Origin of the sequence: [Lactobacillus] rogosae (assembly GCA_900112995.1) — a bacterium.
Lineage (GTDB): Bacteria > Bacillota > Clostridia > Lachnospirales > Lachnospiraceae > Lachnospira > Lachnospira rogosae.
Genome location: FONU01000018.1, coordinates 41,351 through 59,087, shown reverse-complemented (window position 1 = coordinate 59,087; position 17,737 = coordinate 41,351). Strand labels below are relative to the sequence as shown.

The window sequence follows — 17,737 nt, the reverse complement described above, 5'->3', positions numbered from 1 at the left end:
CATTATTCTGACTGTATATATTGTTATCCTGGTATTTTTATATAACTACAATGCCAATATCTTTGTGATTATTATGGATGTACACAATCCATAACCCTGTCATATACTTTATCAGCAAGTTCATTGCCTGTAATTACAAGCTCGTCAGCTTTAGTATTCATATCTTCTGCAACATCAATATTTTTCATAAGCTTTGTATTGATATACACATTTAATGAAGCTCCGTTAAGAGCCGCCTTGCACATCTGTACACCAACACCTGCATCACTGATTGCAATCCTGCTTCCAATAACCGATATTCTGTCAATAAGCTTTATTGCCTCAACTATAAGCTCCATCATAGAAAGAGGAGCTTCACTTGCAATAAGCAAAGCATTTTCCATAACCTTATTACGGTGCTCTAACTGTTCTTCTGTATCCTTAGGAAGTCCGTAAGCTTCTGATAACGGCTTAAATGCCTTGGCATCCTTATCCATACACTCATACAATCTGTTAGTAATGTCCCCAGCTTTAACAATAAGTTCTTCTATTTCTTCCTGATATTCTGCATATTTTTTCTTTCCTGTTGTCAAAGAAAGCACCATATTGCCCAATGCCATTCCTACTGCTGCCACATATCCGCAGGCTCCCCCTCCTCCAGGAACCGGCTCTTTAGAAGCTAGAACATTTAAAAAATCCTTCATATCCATATACTTTTCCTCACTTCCTTAAATATCTGCTAAATTTCTATTGTACCTGTAAATACTGTTGTTGCAGGACCTTCCATATACACATTTCCTGACTCTGTATCCCAGCTTATATTAAGGTCTCCGCCAAGAAGATGAAGTGTTGCATCAATATCACACATTCCATTAAGCACTGTCGCCACAAGGCTTGCACAAGCACCAGTACCACATGCAAGAGTTTCCCCTGAGCCTCTCTCCCATACTCTCATATTAAGATTTTTTCTATCAACTACCTGAATGAATTCAGTATTAACTCTTTCTGGAAATGCCATATGGCTTTCAAAATGAGGTCCGATTTGTTCAATTGCAAACTTCTTTATATCAATATCTTTATCAAGATACACTATTCCGTGTGGATTACCCATTGATACGCCTGTTATCTCATATATACCGCCATTAACTTCTATCTTTTCTGCTACAACGGCGTTGGTTACTTCACTAAGTGCCTTTACTGCAACTTTGCTAAGTCCTGTATCCTTGGCGTTAGAAAGTATATCCTTGTATACAGCTTTATAATCCTTTAATGCACTTATATCCATCGGAATATCTGCGGCTTCAAGAACCGGACATCCCATATTAACCTTTGCTGTTGCGACCTTTCCGTCTGTACCTATATTTAATTCGAGTATCTTTATACCAGCAAGTGTATCAATATTTACTGTTGTCTTATCTGTAAGACCATTATCATATACATACTTTCCGACACAACGTATGCCATTGCCGCACATCTTTCCCTGTGAGCCGTCAGCATTGTACATTTCCATAAAGAAATCAGCCTTATCTGATGACTTTATAAGGATAAGTCCGTCCGAGCCTATTCCTGTATGTCTGTCACTTACCTTAATTGCAACCTCACTTGGATTATCTAATTCTTCTTTAGTGCAGTCAACATATACATAATCATTGCCTGCTCCGTGCATTTTTGTAAATACCATATATCCTCCAATCACCTTACTATAAAATTATATATCAGTATCTTTCATTAATAATACCAATCTGTTACATCTATATCTTTCTTTAATACCCATCTTTAGTGTTACGCATCCGTAAATATACTCATAACCATAGTCGCCGATTCTACCATAGTATTACCGCTGTCCATACTGCATTTTTGTATATAACGGAATGCTTCCTGCTCAGTCATATTATTCTTTTCCATAAGCATATGCTTTGCAGTATCTATTATCTTTTGTTCCTCAGGGCTTCTCTGCCTTGGCGTGGTTCTAGCTTTTCTTCTGCGGCGAATCTGCGATTGCTGCATAATCTCAATTGTAGATAATAAATCATTAACTTTAATCGGCATGGCAACGCATACAACATTGCTGTCGTGACATTCCTCCCACAAATTCTGCGACGCGACAAGCAGTATTTCAAAACTCTTTGGCTTGTATTCGTATAGTTCTGAATACAACATATTATCAGACAGCTTATAACCACATATTATAATTCCGTCTGACAGATTATCTGCCTGATTGATAGCCTGAGCACCGCTTGTACAGGGAACTGCCACATCATAACCTCTTCTTACTAAAAGACTGCGAACCGCCTTGGCCTCCTCTATTTTCGGAAACGCAACTATTAATGTAGACATATTCTAACCTCTTATCACAGTCAGTTTTTAAAATTTGTAAAGGTATTCATCAAGTTCCCACTGGGTAACCTGTGTCTTGTAATCGTTCCATTCTCTTAACTTGGCCTCTGTGTACTTAGATGTAATATGTTCTCCTAATACATCACATATGAACTTATCCTCGTTAAGATATCTGACAGCATCATAAAGACTTTCAGGAAGCACCTCTATAGCCGCATGCTTTCTTTCTTCATCTGTCATCTCAAATATATTACAGTCAACACTTGCTGGAACCTCAAGTTTATTCTTAATTCCATCAAGACCAGCCGCAAGGCAGGTTGCAAGTACAAGATATGGATTAGCTGATGGGTCTGGATTTCTTAATTCAACTCTTGTACACTGTCCTCTTGAAGCCGGAATTCTTATAAGCGGACTTCTGTTAGTTACTGACCACGCAATATATACAGGAGCTTCATAACCCGGAACTAATCTCTTATAAGAATTGACTAATGGATTAGTAAGTGCCGCCATACCCTTTGCGTGCTTCATAAGTCCTGCTATAAAATGATATGCATCCTCTGACAAACCAAGTGTGTCATTCTCATCAGCAAATATATTCTTTCCATCCTTCGCAAGTGACATATTAACGTGCATACCTGAGCCATTAATTCCATACTTTGGCTTTGGCATAAATGTTGCATAAAGTCCGTGTCTTTTAGCTATAGTCTTTACTGTAAGCTTAAATGTCATTATATTATCGGCTGTCTTTAACGCCTCATCATATTTAAAATCAATCTCGTGCTGTGCTGGTGCAACCTCATGATGTGAAGCTTCTATTTCAAAGCCCATATCTTCAAGTGTAAGCACCATATCTCGTCTTACATTTTCACCTAAATCTGTTGGACCTAAATCAAAATATCCAGCTTTCTCGTGTGAAAGTGTTGTTGGCAGTCCGTTATCATCTGTGTGGAACAGGAAGAATTCACATTCAGGTCCTACCTCGAATACATATCCCATATCCTCAGCTTCTTTAATTACTTTCTTAAGAATCCAGCGTGGATCACCTTCAAATGGCTTACCATCAGGTGTATACACATCGCATATAAGCCTTGCAACTTTGCCCTGCTGTGGTCTCCATGGGAATATCTCAAATGTATCATAGTCTGGATAAAGATACATATCCGACTCTTCAATTCTTACAAATCCTTCTACTGAAGAACCATCAAACATACATTTGTTATCAAGTGCTTTTCCTAACTGGCTTGATGTAATAGCTACATTTTTCAAAACTCCGAACATATCAGTAAACTGAAGTCTGATAAATTCAACATCTTCTTCCTCAACCATTCTGAATATGTCCTGCTTGGTATACTTTCCCATATCACTCTGTTCCTTTCCTGATTAAATGATAAGCATAAGCGTTATTATAATATTCACCAGTGCACATTTTACGCACCCTCAACTAATACGCCAATACAGATAATATACTACATTTACCTTTATCTTGTATACATTGTTTTGTCAAAAACTAATAATGTAAACCGTCATATTAACTTTGACTTTAACATATAATATTCCAACAATAAGTGCCTGTATCATACAGAAATGAGGATTACAATGAAGATCAGCCATTACAAATTATCAGTATTACTTTCCATAATACTTCTTAGTCTTGCTACTTTTTTTTACATATACACGACAATATTCACACAACACGGTGCATATGCCAATAGTTCGGCTGTTATTAATGGAATTGGCGGAGGTAATATAACTGGTGATTGTCAGGCAGGAAAAAAAGCACTGCCAATATACTGCGTGCAGACTGACAAGAAACAGATTTCGATATCTTTTGATGCTGCGTGGGGTGCTGACGATACTATCCAGATACTGGACGTTTTAGATAAACATAATGTAAAGACTACATTTTTTATGACGGGAGGCTGGGTATCAACTTATCCTGATATGGTTAAAGAGATATACAGCCGCGGCCACGACCTTGGAAATCACAGCGAGAACCACAAACAGATGAGTAAGCTTGATACTGCCTCACAGAAAGAGGAAATTATGTCTGTACACCAGAAAATAGAAGAACTCACAGGATACAACTGTTTCCTGTTCCGCCCTCCTTATGGTGATTATAATTCTGAACTAATTAATACTATATATGGCTGTAACCACTATCCTGTACAATGGGACGTTGACTCTCTTGACTGGAAGGACTACGGCGTTGAAAACATTATAAAAACCATCACCACGCACAAAGCACTTGGCAACGGCTCTATAATTCTTATGCACAACGGTGCTAAATTCACGGCTGATGCACTCGATACCGTCCTTACTAATCTTGAACAGCAAGGGTATGAGATTGTTCCTATATCACAGCTTATCTTAAAAGATAACTTCCATATGGATAGTACCGGACGACAATTAAATGATTAAAAGTTACATAAACCTCATCTTATAACCACCGCTGAACACTTTCCCAACTGCAAGCTTATTGCCCCACTCCCTGTCTGTAAGCCTGCAGTTAAAATCTACTGCATCAGCACGTCCATACCAAGGCTCTATGCACACAAAAGGTACTCCTTTTCCTGCTGATGACCACAATCCAAATACCGGTGTATCAAATATAACCTCAACAACCGGTTTGCAATCTTTACAAAGGCTTACACATTTTATGTCGCTGTTCTCAATAATATAAGCATCCTTATCAAAGAAATTCTCTGTCAATGTCACATTTTTATTAGTGATTGGCATATAATGGATATCTGGCTGTACAAGTCCATCCTTTGATAACAAATGGTATTGTATTCCATTCTCTTTGGTTTCGAATCTTACCTGTGCTCCAATGGCATTTTCACCACACACAAAAGCCGGATGTCCACCAATGCTGAAATACATCTCTTTATTATCCTTATTCACAACTTCCCATATAGTTATGACATTATTATCTGCCAGTCTGTGTGTTATCTTTAACTCAAAGTCAAAAGGATATACAGCTTTAGTGTTCTCATCAGACTCCAGTTTCATTACCACGGCACTATTATCCTTCATAACAAGACTAAACTCCATATCTCTTGCAAAACCATGCTGTGTCATATGATATTCTTTTCCCTCGTATATTGAAGTATCGTTCTTATACCTTCCAACCAGCGGGAATAATACTGGTGTATGTCTTTTCCATATGTCTGGCTGTCCTGACCATATATACTGCTTATTATCGCTCTTTCTAATAACTGATACTATCTCACAGCCCTTACTATCTACAATCACCTCAAAATTATCATTACTAAGTGTATACTGCATATATTTCCTCTCTCTTATGTTTATTTGCAGTTACCTGCCTTATTATCTGTCGTTATTCATCCTCCAGTCTATGCATCTTTGGAGATATTCAACATATTCTGGATTTTTGCACATACCCTTTCCCGGATTATCTGAAATCTTAGCAACGTCCATTCCATTACATTTAGTAGTCTTCATTACTATATTAAGTGCCGGAACATCTGTATCATTACTTATATATGTTCCTATTCCAAATGCAACCTTAGCTTTTGCATTAAAGTATCTGTAAAGCTTGTCAGCCCTGTCAAAGTCAAGGCTGTCACTGAATAATAATGTCTTATTAGCAGCATCTATCCCAAGACTCTCATAATGCTTAATCATCTTATCTCCCCATTCGTATGGGTCGCCGCTGTCATGTCTTACACCTCCAAAAAGTGTTGCATAAGTAAGCTGGAAATCCTTTAAGAAGCAGTCTGTTGTTATCGCATCTGTAAGTGCAATACCATTAAGAATTCCATATTCCCTTACCCAGGCATCAAGTGCATACCAGTTAGAATATGCCGGATTGTGCTTATGGTTGCCCTGTCCTGTACACATTATCCACTCGTGTGCCATTGTTCCAACAGGTGTAAGATTATATTTCTTGGCAAGATATACATTACTTGTTCCTACGAACAAAGAATTACCATTATAGTCAGCCTCTGCAAGTGTCTTAACCGCAAGTTCCTGTGCCTCTGATGATAATCTTCTTCTAAGTCCGAATTCACTAAAGCTTCCAAGCCTGTATACATTCTTTCCTTGTGCTTCATCAGCCTCATCGGCCTCAAGTGCCGCAACCTTGGCACTTAATCTTTCCTTAAAGCTCTTAAGAAGTTCATCATAATTATATGCCATTCTGAAATACACTTCATTGACAATCGCAAGTGTTGGTATCTCATATAATGAAGTATTAAGCCACGTTCCAAAAGTTTCTATGCTAAGTCCACATTCTGCATCAGTTGTAATCTTAAAATCAGCATATCTTGCCTGCCATAATCTTAAGAAATCAACATAACTTCCTTTCATCCACTTAACATTTTCAAGATAATCAAGCTCGTCCTCTGTAAATCTTAAAGTACAGAAATGCTTTATCTGCTCTCTGATTTCTTCTACCATCTCTTCTGTAAAATGTACATCTTTATTCCTGCACTTAAATGTCCAGGTTGTCTTATAATCAGAGAACTGGTGGTAAATTGCCTGTCCCATACTGAACTTGTACATATCTGTTTCCAAAAGACTTACTATAATTGGATTTAATTTCATAAATAATCCTCCGTTCCTGTGCTGCTACACTTACTCCTGACTGTCATTACTGTATACATATAACTCTGATAATTTATTGCCTGTTATTGATACACCTTTTTTATTAACGGACTTTATTTTATCATTTATACTTCTTTTAAAACTTGTCTTATACAACTGCTTTCCAAGTATAATCTCGTACACTCTCTGCAAATCTGGAAGTGTGAATTCCTTATGCATAAGATTAAATGCAACATCACTATATTGTGTCTTATTCCTTAATCTCATAAGTCCCTCCAGGATAATCTGGGCGTGGTCAAATGCTAACGCCTCATAACTTATAAGTTCCGGAATGTAACTCTTCACGCTGATACAGCCATTTTTAAATGTCTTTTCCTTAAGCGAATATTTAATCGTAATATTTTTTTCTTTATTAGCAAATGTCAATATCTCATCATTAAATGTTATATCAAACCATAATGCTTCACTCGCATCATCTCCAGCCTGCGGCTTAATTCCATCAATTGGAATAAGTGTCATATACGCTATATCTATAACCCTCATTCTTGGATCTCTGTCCGGCTGGCTCATTGTATAGAGCTGTTCCATATATATATCTTTAAGTCCTGTTTCTTCTTCAAGCTCTCTGCACGCTGCCGTATACGCTGATTCTGTTATATTTACAAAACCTCCCGGAAGTGCATAACAATCTATATATGGATGATTATTACGCTTTATAAGAAGTACTTTAAGACATTTTAAATCCCTGCTCATGCCAAAAAGAAGCATATCAACCGTAACACTAGGTCTTTCATAGTGTCCCGGATTATATTGTTCAAGAAACTCCTTTTCTGTAAGCCCATCTTTATTTCTTCTTTCAGCTCTTGGTATATACTCATTATTATTGCTAATTTCACTCATAAAACCTATACCTCTTATTAAAAGTAGCTTTTTGATACTTTTATATATACTACTTTTGTACTAATATGTCCAGTACTTTTTACTAATCAGCCGCGTTCCTGTCTTATCCCACTCCGATTTTTTATTCATTATCTACATAACCATTCCCTGCAATAACATAAAAATAAAGCTGTCACACTAAACTTAATCTATACATTATGCAGCTGTAAGCATACTGCCTTCTGCCTGCATATTATACAAATCACCATTTAGTGTAACAGCCCAATTACCATTTAATTATAGCTTTCTTATAATTGTATCATTCTTTAATTATAATTGTTAAACATTAATATCCCAACGACTTTAAAGTACTATAATCACTAAGCTGCATATAATACTTAACATTATTATAAGTATCCTCATCATAATAGCTTACTGATAATATAACCTTATCAGTATCAAAGGTCTTATCAAATGGATTGTCAAGTGCTTTTCTTATTTCACTGATAAGAGTCATATCTGATATATTACTGCTGTCCATATAATAATAATCGCCGTCTTTTATTGAATATATATACAATGTAAAATCATCATCATTGTCCGATTTATTCAATCGTTTACTTTCAAAGTTATCAAGATACTTTTTAAGCATATTACTTGTCTGTGATATATTCTGTGATGCAATCCTATTAACTGCATTATAATAAGCATTTAAAGTCTTAGGAAGCTTATCACCTAATAATATCTGTGCTGAGTATGGTATTCCATTTCTTGTAAACGAAATGTATATATATGGCATACCACCTCTGTATCTTGATGAAACATCATTAATACTGCTATAATACTGTGTAAATGGAATACTGTTAATTTCATTAATGAAAGTTTCATACACTTCCTTGGCAGCTTCCTGTGTAATTATGTTATCCATAAATGTAAGCTTGGCATCTTCAAATGCAGGAAGATTCTTATATTCCTTACTTATATCCTGCATATTCTCGAACTTGGAAGCAAGCTTAACAACCTCTGACTGCTTAATGAATACTTTTCTGTATCTTCCAAATATGCCGTCTTTAATATATACATTATATTTTATATATTCTTCATTTTTTCTTCCATTATTATAATAACCTGCACTGATATCCTGTATATTCTGTAAATTATCCTCAATACTGTCTGCTACAAGCTTTATAACTTCTTCATCTGTTATCTTGAGTCTGCCTAATATATCCTCAAAATAATCTTTTTCTTCTGAATAACTGTATGACAACATATTGTCGTTTACAATTGACATCTTTACATACTTTACCTTTGAAGTATCTGGAACGTACGAAAGCATCTGCCCAATTCCTGCATTAACAATCACTCCAAATACTGCCGCAAGGACGTAAGCCAGAATAATTGAAGGCATTGCTTTTATTATTCTGTGAAGTTTCCTGCTTGATATGACTTCATATATTATTACAACAAATGCAGCCACCACAAATGAAACCACTATATATTCAAGAAAATATCCTCTGTAACCACCACGCTTTTCCCTTATATAAAGCATAACTCCAAGAACACTTATAACAAAACCGATTGCAGTTCTTATTGCAAACTGTAACTTCCAGCCGGGTGCCGGCTTACCTGCTGTCTCACTCTTTCTCTTAGTAAACAGTACACAGCCAAGAACAATATAAATAACTGCAAGAACCAGTGTGTATATATTAGAGGCGATCGACAAAAGCATCTGTGGAACACTTGACGATGTAATATATAAAGGTTCAAATGCACCAAATACCTGTGCTGTAAGCATATTATAAGAATTATCAAGTATCCACACAGGACATTCCATAGTCGCTGTAGCAACTGAATCTGTAACTGTACTTGCGATAAGCAGTATAATAAATCTTGGTAGAAATACTATAAGTCCTGACACACATATATTGCTGAATATATTACCTGTTATTGAACAAGCTAGTGCAATTGCCGCACTGCAAAGAAGTGCACATATAAATTCTGCAACATATATATGAATTGTTACACCGTAATCAACTATAAAATAGTTCCTAAAAATGTGGTAGCCTATAAAGCTTGCCACAAAAGCTGTCAACATTGATACTGCCTGCCAGAATGTAACTGCAGCGAACTTACTTATAAATAATGCCTTTCTTTTGTACGGAAGTGAATGGTAGAAATCACTTGTACTTCTTTTATTAAGAAATGACCACGCATAAAGAGCAAGTATCGGTGTAATAACCAATACAACAATCAGCAGCACTCCTTGTGATGATATCGGTGACACCAATGATGTATAAGGCGATGACATATTAATAACTTCTGTGCCACTCTCTGCCGCAGCATTAGCGGCATTTATCATTTTTTTAATATTAAGTCCTTCTATGATAATTGGAAATCCTGATACAAATGCCACAACTGCTAAAGATATAAATCCAATCACCTTTAACTGTATTACTGTCTGCCAGAACAGCTTTAAACTAAATACATTTTTATTATTAGTATTGTCCATCAAGTTCCACCTCCAATGCTGTATCAAATTCATAACCTAACGCTTCCATCTCATAAGTAAATACTTCTTCTAATGTAAGCGGAAGCACATCAAGAACAAGCGGATTTAACTTACTAAGCTTCTCAACAGTTGTATCCCTGTCGCCATTAATAATCATATTGGCAACAGAACCTTCCTGTCTGTATCTTATTATGTTAAATTCATCAAATGTACTTCTTGAGAATTCATTCCTGAATGCAACCTGAATTTTAAACTGTGATGTCTTTAATTCAAGCACGTCACTGTCAAGTACAAGACCTCCTCTGTGCAGTAATGCAAGATGGTCACATATATCCTCAAGCTCCCTTAATGAATGTGAAGTCACAATAACAGTTGCATTATATTCAATAACATCATTGCATATAAGCTTTTTAACAAGATTTCTCATAACAGGGTCAAGCCCGTCAAATGTCTCATCAAAGAACATATACTTTGCCCTTGTAGACAATGCCAGTATAATAGCCGCCTGTCTTTTCATTCCTTTAGAAAAATTACCTATTGGCTTTGCTGGATTTAACTCGAAAAGCTCTGTAAGCTTATTAAATCTTTCCCAATCGAACTTTTCATATATTGATGCATACAGCTTTGCCATTTTATTCATATTCGTACCTGGCAGAAAGAATAATTCATCTGCCACAAGAACTACATTTTCCTTAATCTTAGGATTTTCATATATTGGGGCATCATCTATATATGCCTCACCCTTTTCCGGCTTATATATACCTGCAAGAACTCTTAAAAATGTTGACTTTCCTGCACCATTAGAGCCGACCATTCCGTATATACAGCCGTCACTGATGTTACAAGTAATATTATCAAGTGCAACAAAGTCTTCAAAATTCTTGCTGACTTCCTTAACCTTAATCATCACAAGCCCTCCCTTATTTATTCTATTTCTTCATATACCTTATTAACATTTTCAATAATCTCATCTTTAGAAATACCTGCTAATGCAAGCTCCCTTACAATCTGGTTTAACTTAGGAAGCTTCTCCCTTACATTAACTCCCAAAGCTTCAAGTGCGTCAGGCGATATAAATGACCCTTTACCCGGAACTGTGACTATCATCTGTCTTCTGTCCAGCTCTGAATACGCTTTCTGAATTGTATTAGGATTAGTTGACAGTTTAACTGACAGACTTCTTACAGATGGCATTTTATCTCCCTCTTTAAGAATTCCAGTCATTATCTGCTCCTCAACCTGATTTATAATCTGTTCATATACAGGCACTCGCGACATGACATCTATAACGAACATCGTATTACCAATCCTTTCTAATGTTTAATTCGTATTGATTATAATTTATCTATAATTGTTATTAACTATCATAAGTCTTATAGATCTTATAATTACTACCAGTATTCTATACCAGTTATCCATTGCAATGTATTAACTGTACTATATTAATTAGTACAGTTGTTATGATTAATATATTATATACCTTGAATTTTGTCAATATGAAATTAATTAGTATATTTGCATAACATCTTCCTCTTTGATTAACACTTAAATTATGCTACAATAGTTTTAATTATGACGTGTCACAGGTAAATACACTTTTCTACACTAAGAAACCGCTGTTTATGCCCCTGACACTCACATTATTAACAATTATTAATACAGGAGGATTATCTAATGAGCGAAGCATGTTCACATAACTGTTCAAGCTGCGGTTCTGACTGCAGCGAAAGAACAGCACCACAGAACTCAAGAAATGATAATAATAAAAATGTAAAGAAAGTTATAGCTGTTGTCAGTGGTAAGGGCGGTGTCGGAAAGTCACTTGTAACTTCACTTCTTGCGGTTAAAGCACGCCAGTCTGGTCTTAAAACTGCCATTCTTGATGCTGATATAACAGGACCATCTATCCCTAAATCTTTTGGTCTTTCAGGCAAGGCAACCTGCAATGAAGAAGGTACAATAATATACCCACCAGAAACCCGCACAGGTATCAAGACTATGTCACTTAACTATCTTCTTGATAACGAAACCGACCCTGTTATATGGAGAGGTCCTGTTATCGCCAGTGCTGTTAAGCAGTTCTGGGAAGAAGTAGCCTGGGAAGATACAGACTGTATGTTCATCGACTGCCCACCGGGAACTGGCGATGTTCCACTTACTGTATTCCAGACACTCCCGGTTGACGGAATTGTTGTTGTAACATCACCTCAGGATCTCGTATCTATGATTGTTGAAAAGGCTGTTAATATGGCTAAGATGATGGATATTCCTGTTATCGGAATTGTAGAGAATATGTCATATTTCAAATGTCCTGACTGTGGCAATATCCACTACATTTACGGAAAAAGCAATATTGATAAGGTTGCCGAAGATATGGGCATTAAAAATGTTGCTAAAATGCCTATAGACCCACACGTTGCTGAATATATCGATGCAGGACGTGCTGAGGAGCTTGATGCCTCTGCACTTGATACTATATTCAAAGATATTTAAGGATTATATTATGAAAAGGATAATAATGTTTAAAGGTGGAGTTGAAACACTTGAGTTCTTCTCTGTTGAAATAGCTGAATATTTAGAAAGCAAGGGATACGAAATATTCTGGTACAACCTGCTTTTATCAAAGAACAGCTTTAATAAGCTTATGCACTATTATAATAATCACTGCAATGAACAGCTCTATGCAATTACCTTTAACTTTGAGGGACTTGAGGGCGAAGAAGGGTTATATAACAATGATGGCTGGAACTTCTGGGACTATTCTGGTGTTACAGTTATTAATATCGTTGTTGACCACCCTTTATATTACAATCAGTTTCTTAAAGCTCTGCCTGAACATTATCGTCAGGTCAATATTGACCATATGCATATTGATTATATGAAACGCTTCTTTCCCGATGTTGATGTATATTTTATCCCATCTGCCGGAACCGAGCTCAATAAACACAGAAAGCTTATTAAAGATTATGATTACCTGCCAATGTGCCAACGTCCAATCGATGTAATATTTACAGGCAATTACACTCCTAAGCATATTCTAAGAAAGCAGCTTAATAATATGGAACAGGATTATATTGATTTCTATGAAAGTGCCTTAGAACGCCTTATTATGTCACCAGATCTTACTATTGATGAGCTCTCAGAAATGTGTCTTAAAGAAGAATTTCCAGAAATAACTGATGAACAGCTCGCCAACTGTATGCCGCCAATGATGTATGTTGACCTTTCTGTAAGATTTCACTACAGACAGCTTGTTATTCGTATGCTTGCAGACTCTGGAATAAAGCTTAATACATATGGTGCCGGCTATAATTATATAGAATGTAACCACCCTGAGAATATCATTATGCACGGCGGTGTTAATTCCCAGAAATGCCTTGATATGATAAGCCAGTCCAAAATATCACTTAATGTAATGCCCTGGTTTAAAAATGGCATTCACGACCGTATATTTAACAGCTGTCTTAATGGTGCTGTCAGCCTCTCTGACTCATCTATATATATTGATGAATTATTCACTGACAGACAGAATATAATATTGTATGACCTTAATATGTTAAGGGATTATGAGCTTTCCGGGTATGACCTTAATATCACCAAGCCTCTTACAGACTATATTAAAGAATTATTAGCAGACGACAATAAGCTTCAGGCTATTGCTGATAACGCTTACAGCCTGTGCCATAACAGACACGACTGGAAAAACAGAGCCTCCATTATAGAGGTCCTGTTAAGATAAGTTGACTATTTTTTTATTATATGTTAAAGTAGTATTCGCTTGCGGATGTGGCGGAACTGGCAGACGCGCTAGATTTAGGTTCTAGTATCGTACGATGTGCAGGTTCGATTCCTGTCATCCGCATTTTTTATTTTAAAATATTTATATTTTGATTATATCTTTAATTCTAATTATATTTTAGTATCCTTTGATTATCTTATGTATTACAAGATACTCTGCCACAAGCGTTACTGGTGCAAGTATTATACACCACAGCGATAACACGATACATTCCTTCATACAGATTTTCTCTATTACTTCCCTGTCTGCACCTGTATTCCTCATAACACGTATTATATCTTTATACTGTTTCATTCTCGTTACAAGAATAACCAGAGATACTGCTATATACACGAATACTGCTGCCGCCAGAGATACTCCATATAATATGTAATTGACTATTGCTTCCCTTCTGGCATCATCTTTATCATCTGAATACACATAATATGAAAATCCTGCTGGTCCAAGATATGATTGCAGATTATTGCCTGTAGAAAGATTTACCGAATCTAAGCTGTACTTTACATTAATCTGGTTGTATTTCATTGCAAGTGTAATTGTTTCTGGTAATTCTTCCATACCAAGCAGATTTCTAAGCAATTCATTCTGGCGGTCTACGGCCCGTTGTCCAAGCTTATTAGAAGCTACCATCGTATATTTGGCATACTCAGGTATATACTCTTTTAATCTTTCCTTTATTTCATCATTAACATAGACTACATTAGCAGCCCTTGTCACTGCCGCCGGTGCAAAAAGAGTATCATATTCATATTCATTTAAAATAGTATTTCCAACGATACCTTCAGCAACTGACCTGCTGACCTGAATATTTTCATCTATATTCATTATTTCCCTGCACCTTTTATCAAGCTCTTCTGTGGTTATATCAGAAGTAAGATAATCCTCATTAAATGACTTGTAATTATCATTAACCGTTATCATTCCATTATTATACATATATTCATATAAATTTTCGTAATATTCACCACCATAAGAACTGTCATAAGATGTAGAACCTTTTGGAAAGCTGCAATAATTCATAAGATTTATCTTCGTATCTTTGCCAATTGTACTATCATACCCTCCATGTATATTGGGTTCTTCAAATACAATTACCGCATCGCCATTACAGAAATCTTCATAACTAAAATCGCAATCCTTAGCATAATCTATCAGTATATTATAGATTTCATAAGATGGCTCAACATACTCAGCCGCATACAGATAATTATTATTTACTGACTTAGCCTCCTGTATATTCCAGCCTTCCCAGGTCCACATCCTTGACGTTTCAAAACAGGAATACTGCACATCTTTTATTCCGGATATTCCCTTTATATAATCTATTATGTGCTCATCTATTCCCTGATACATATAGGCATCTGCATACTTTTCAATAACCACATTGCCATATGTATAAATTATTCCACTGTCATTGTTCTGTGGTATATTTTTTGACCTCTGAAAATATTCTTCTTTTGTTACATTATCAACTTTGCCATTCTGCTTAGCTATTAATAAATAACTGCTGTCTTTACTGAATTTCTCCTTCATCTCATTGGTCCATATTGCAACAGGGTTATATATATAATTAATATTATAATAGCCTTTTTTATCAACCTTTTTAAAAGCTATTATATCTGAACTCTTTGTGATATTATTATAGTTTTTATATGTTACGGATATGTTCATAGCACATACAACTATTATTACTAGCATTAATATGCCAAATACCCTTGTAAGTATATTCTGGACTGCTCCGTGCGACTGCATAAGCCTTTTATGCGTGTAACATATATAATTATCCTTATTGATTGACTTACTGCGTATCCTTGGTTTCTTATACTTTCTAACCCTGTAAGACTGTCCCCTGCTTCTTTTACTCCATTGAATTATATTGATGACACAGCACATAATTACAGCTATTATAAATGTCAGAAATGTATTAACATACACACTATTATCTATTGAGTAGAACTCAAAACCACATTTGTGTTCAATAAAGATACATACCGCTTTCCCTACAACTATTGAAAAAATCAGACATAACAGCAATGAACTTATCAATATAACAGCATTTTCAATTATAATTATAAATGCCATCTGTACATTGCCTGCACCTATGTTCTTAACAATACTGCGTGTCCTGCTTCTTGCTTTATTATACGATATAAGCTGATATATTATTGCTGCTATGGCAAGTATCATAACAACTATGTACATATATTTATATACATAATTATCCTTCCACGGCTTATAATCATATACACTGCTGTTATATGTAATATATATAGGACTTACCTTCTGCTCAATTCCATTGTATATATCCCTATAATCCTCTTTGATGTAATCATTAATAGGATAAATAAATATACCGCCGCCATATCTGTTAATGGCTTTTCCCTCACTCTCAGTTACAATGATACCTGGAAGCTTATCACCGCCCTGCCACACATCTGTGTAACTGTTAAGTATTCCAACAAGCTTATATGTCTTAGTTAATTTATCAGAAGTTCCATTCAGATATGTATCAATAACTATATCCTGTCCAATATCACTGCCCTGTTCAAGCTTTATAAGTGTACTCCACTCAACTGCAATCTCATTATCCTTTGCTGGCATTCTTCCTTTATTAAGCTTTATATTACCTATCTCAATAAATCTGTCTGACAACGTGCCAATACTTATATCAGTCTTTCCCACCGAATTATATACATAATTATTAACCTGTGCCAGACCGGCAGTTCCAAGATACGGATGATTTTTCAAATCATTATTTTCAGCCTTGACTGAGCCCTCATACATTACATACCAGCTTCCAAAACGGCTCTTAGCTGACTGTATCTGCCATTTATACATATTGCTCTGGAATATAAGTGTTCCAGCTACAAATGTAAAGGCTATAAATATCACAATCGAAGTTCTTAATACTTCTTTCCACCTTTTACGCAGTCCTTTGAGGCAGTATTCCAGCAATTCTATGTTCATACGTTCACCTCCGATGATACATTTCCATCTACAATACTCAATACCCTGTCTGCATATCCAGCCATCTGCTTATCGTGTGTTACCATAATAATCGTCTGGCGGTATTTACTTGCCGCTAATGCAAGCATTGCAGCTACATTTTCTGAACTTCCTGCATCAAGATTACCAGTTGGTTCATCAGCATATACAACAGCCGGATGATTAATCAATGCCCTTGCTATTGCCACCCTCTGCTGCTCACCCCCTGACATCTCATACGGATATTTCTCATAACAATATTCTATCTGCAACGAACTCATCAATTCCCTTACTTCGTCCCCGTCAATGTCTTTATTGTCAAGAATTAATGGCAGGACTATATTCTCATACGCAGTATATTCTGGTATAAGGCTGTAATCCTGATATATATATCCGATATTCTCACGTCTGAACTTTGATAACTGCTTATCCTTAAGTTCAGCTATATTAATGCCATCTATACATACATTTCCCTCATCTGGCTTATCAAGCGTTCCTAATATTCTCAAGAGTGTCGATTTACCCGAACCGCTCTTTCCTACTATTGCGGTAAATTCACCTTTCTTAATATTAATGTTGCATTTTTTCAATGCGTGTACCTCAACTGTTCCAGTATGATAGGTTCTGCATATACCCTCTGCTTTCAATATGTATTCCATCTTCACACCTCCTTATCTTTTGTT

Annotated in this window: 15 protein-coding genes and 1 tRNA gene; 4 read left to right on the top strand and 12 right to left on the bottom strand. The window is 36.0% G+C overall.

All coding sequences use genetic code 11. From position 1 onward, the window contains the following. Positions 1-71: 71 nt before the first annotated feature. The 4 genes from BM157_RS09025 to glnA all read right to left on the bottom strand — a co-directional run bounded on the left by BM157_RS09025 (position 72) and on the right by glnA (position 3,675). On the bottom strand, positions 72-689 hold the full coding sequence (locus BM157_RS09025) for a cyclodeaminase/cyclohydrolase family protein (RefSeq protein ID WP_090140787.1): 618 nt from the start codon (positions 687-689) through the stop codon (positions 72-74). A gap of 29 nt (positions 690-718) precedes the next feature. Then, positions 719-1,660: a diaminopimelate epimerase gene (gene dapF / locus BM157_RS09020; protein WP_022501327.1), complete on the bottom strand. Its 942-nt coding sequence runs from the start codon at positions 1,658-1,660 to the stop codon at positions 719-721. Positions 1,661-1,761: 101 nt separating this feature from the next. After that, the gene (locus tag BM157_RS09015) at positions 1,762-2,316 is read right to left on the bottom strand and encodes an ANTAR domain-containing response regulator (RefSeq protein ID WP_055176523.1); all 555 of its coding nucleotides are present in this window, start codon (positions 2,314-2,316) and stop codon (positions 1,762-1,764) included. A gap of 27 nt (positions 2,317-2,343) precedes the next feature. Then, positions 2,344-3,675, bottom strand: a complete 1,332-nt coding sequence (gene glnA / locus BM157_RS09010; RefSeq protein ID WP_055307198.1) for a type I glutamate--ammonia ligase — start codon at positions 3,673-3,675, stop codon at positions 2,344-2,346. A 237-nt stretch (positions 3,676-3,912) separates the two neighbouring features. Here glnA and BM157_RS09005 point away from each other — a divergent pair, with 237 nt between their 5' ends. Next, positions 3,913-4,734, top strand: coding sequence for a polysaccharide deacetylase family protein (locus BM157_RS09005; RefSeq protein WP_172678529.1), 822 nt, complete (start codon positions 3,913-3,915; stop codon positions 4,732-4,734). A 3-nt stretch (positions 4,735-4,737) separates the two neighbouring features. Here the strand turns inward: BM157_RS09005 and BM157_RS09000 are convergent, their stop codons facing one another. The 6 genes from BM157_RS09000 to BM157_RS08975 form a co-directional block, all read right to left on the bottom strand. After that, the gene (locus BM157_RS09000) at positions 4,738-5,601 is read right to left on the bottom strand and encodes an aldose 1-epimerase family protein (protein ID WP_055307199.1); all 864 of its coding nucleotides are present in this window, start codon (positions 5,599-5,601) and stop codon (positions 4,738-4,740) included. Between the two features lie 42 nt (positions 5,602-5,643). Next, a complete protein-coding gene (gene pncB / locus BM157_RS08995; protein ID WP_055176532.1) occupies positions 5,644-6,882 on the bottom strand; it encodes a nicotinate phosphoribosyltransferase in 1,239 nt (412 codons plus the stop codon). Positions 6,883-6,912: 30 nt separating this feature from the next. Then, positions 6,913-7,782: an NUDIX hydrolase gene (locus BM157_RS08990; RefSeq protein WP_070101528.1), complete on the bottom strand. Its 870-nt coding sequence runs from the start codon at positions 7,780-7,782 to the stop codon at positions 6,913-6,915. Between the two features lie 325 nt (positions 7,783-8,107). Beyond that, positions 8,108-10,270 (bottom strand): ABC transporter permease, encoded by a 2,163-nt coding sequence (locus tag BM157_RS08985; RefSeq protein ID WP_090140785.1) that lies wholly within the window; start codon positions 10,268-10,270, stop codon positions 8,108-8,110. Then, the gene (locus BM157_RS08980) at positions 10,257-11,177 is read right to left on the bottom strand and encodes an ABC transporter ATP-binding protein (protein ID WP_022501335.1); all 921 of its coding nucleotides are present in this window, start codon (positions 11,175-11,177) and stop codon (positions 10,257-10,259) included. The genes BM157_RS08985 and BM157_RS08980 overlap by 14 nt, the downstream gene beginning before the upstream one ends. A 17-nt stretch (positions 11,178-11,194) precedes the next feature. After that, on the bottom strand, positions 11,195-11,566 hold the full coding sequence (locus BM157_RS08975; RefSeq protein WP_022501336.1) for a GntR family transcriptional regulator: 372 nt from the start codon (positions 11,564-11,566) through the stop codon (positions 11,195-11,197). Between the two features lie 378 nt (positions 11,567-11,944). Here BM157_RS08975 and BM157_RS08970 point away from each other — a divergent pair, with 378 nt between their 5' ends. The 3 genes from BM157_RS08970 to BM157_RS08960 all read left to right on the top strand — a co-directional run bounded on the left by BM157_RS08970 (position 11,945) and on the right by BM157_RS08960 (position 14,132). Beyond that, entirely contained in the window at positions 11,945-12,763 is an 819-nt protein-coding gene (locus BM157_RS08970; protein WP_055176539.1) for an Mrp/NBP35 family ATP-binding protein, read from the top strand. A 10-nt stretch (positions 12,764-12,773) separates the two neighbouring features. Then, the gene (locus BM157_RS08965) at positions 12,774-14,009 is read left to right on the top strand and encodes a glycosyltransferase (RefSeq protein ID WP_318255891.1); all 1,236 of its coding nucleotides are present in this window, start codon (positions 12,774-12,776) and stop codon (positions 14,007-14,009) included. Positions 14,010-14,050: 41 nt separating this feature from the next. Beyond that, a tRNA-Leu gene (locus BM157_RS08960) sits at positions 14,051-14,132 on the top strand. 54 nt (positions 14,133-14,186) lie between these two features. Here the strand turns inward: BM157_RS08960 and BM157_RS08955 are convergent. Both BM157_RS08955 and BM157_RS08950 read right to left on the bottom strand, forming a co-directional pair. Then, positions 14,187-17,036 (bottom strand): FtsX-like permease family protein, encoded by a 2,850-nt coding sequence (locus BM157_RS08955; RefSeq protein ID WP_090140781.1) that lies wholly within the window; start codon positions 17,034-17,036, stop codon positions 14,187-14,189. After that, the gene (locus tag BM157_RS08950) at positions 17,033-17,713 is read right to left on the bottom strand and encodes an ABC transporter ATP-binding protein (protein WP_318255890.1); all 681 of its coding nucleotides are present in this window, start codon (positions 17,711-17,713) and stop codon (positions 17,033-17,035) included. Before BM157_RS08950 ends, BM157_RS08955 begins: the two co-directional genes overlap by 4 nt. Positions 17,714-17,737 lie beyond the last annotated feature (24 nt).

Coding starts and splice junctions, on each gene's coding strand:
- glnA (WP_055307198.1), bottom strand. CDS start 3,675: ATGGGAAAGTATACCAAGCAGGACATATTCAGAATGGTTGAGGAAGAA.
- BM157_RS09015 (WP_055176523.1), bottom strand. CDS start 2,316: ATGTCTACATTAATAGTTGCGTTTCCGAAAATAGAGGAGGCCAAGGCG.
- BM157_RS09005 (WP_172678529.1), top strand. CDS start 3,913: ATGAAGATCAGCCATTACAAATTATCAGTATTACTTTCCATAATACTT.
- BM157_RS08990 (WP_070101528.1), bottom strand. CDS start 7,782: ATGAGTGAAATTAGCAATAATAATGAGTATATACCAAGAGCTGAAAGA.
- pncB (WP_055176532.1), bottom strand. CDS start 6,882: ATGAAATTAAATCCAATTATAGTAAGTCTTTTGGAAACAGATATGTAC.
- BM157_RS09025 (WP_090140787.1), bottom strand. CDS start 689: ATGGATATGAAGGATTTTTTAAATGTTCTAGCTTCTAAAGAGCCGGTT.
- BM157_RS08965 (WP_318255891.1), top strand. CDS start 12,774: ATGAAAAGGATAATAATGTTTAAAGGTGGAGTTGAAACACTTGAGTTC.
- BM157_RS08975 (WP_022501336.1), bottom strand. CDS start 11,566: ATGTTCGTTATAGATGTCATGTCGCGAGTGCCTGTATATGAACAGATT.
- BM157_RS08970 (WP_055176539.1), top strand. CDS start 11,945: ATGAGCGAAGCATGTTCACATAACTGTTCAAGCTGCGGTTCTGACTGC.
- BM157_RS08955 (WP_090140781.1), bottom strand. CDS start 17,036: ATGAACATAGAATTGCTGGAATACTGCCTCAAAGGACTGCGTAAAAGG.
- BM157_RS08980 (WP_022501335.1), bottom strand. CDS start 11,177: ATGATTAAGGTTAAGGAAGTCAGCAAGAATTTTGAAGACTTTGTTGCA.
- BM157_RS08985 (WP_090140785.1), bottom strand. CDS start 10,270: ATGGACAATACTAATAATAAAAATGTATTTAGTTTAAAGCTGTTCTGG.
- BM157_RS09000 (WP_055307199.1), bottom strand. CDS start 5,601: ATGCAGTATACACTTAGTAATGATAATTTTGAGGTGATTGTAGATAGT.
- BM157_RS08950 (WP_318255890.1), bottom strand. CDS start 17,713: ATGGAATACATATTGAAAGCAGAGGGTATATGCAGAACCTATCATACT.
- dapF (WP_022501327.1), bottom strand. CDS start 1,660: ATGGTATTTACAAAAATGCACGGAGCAGGCAATGATTATGTATATGTT.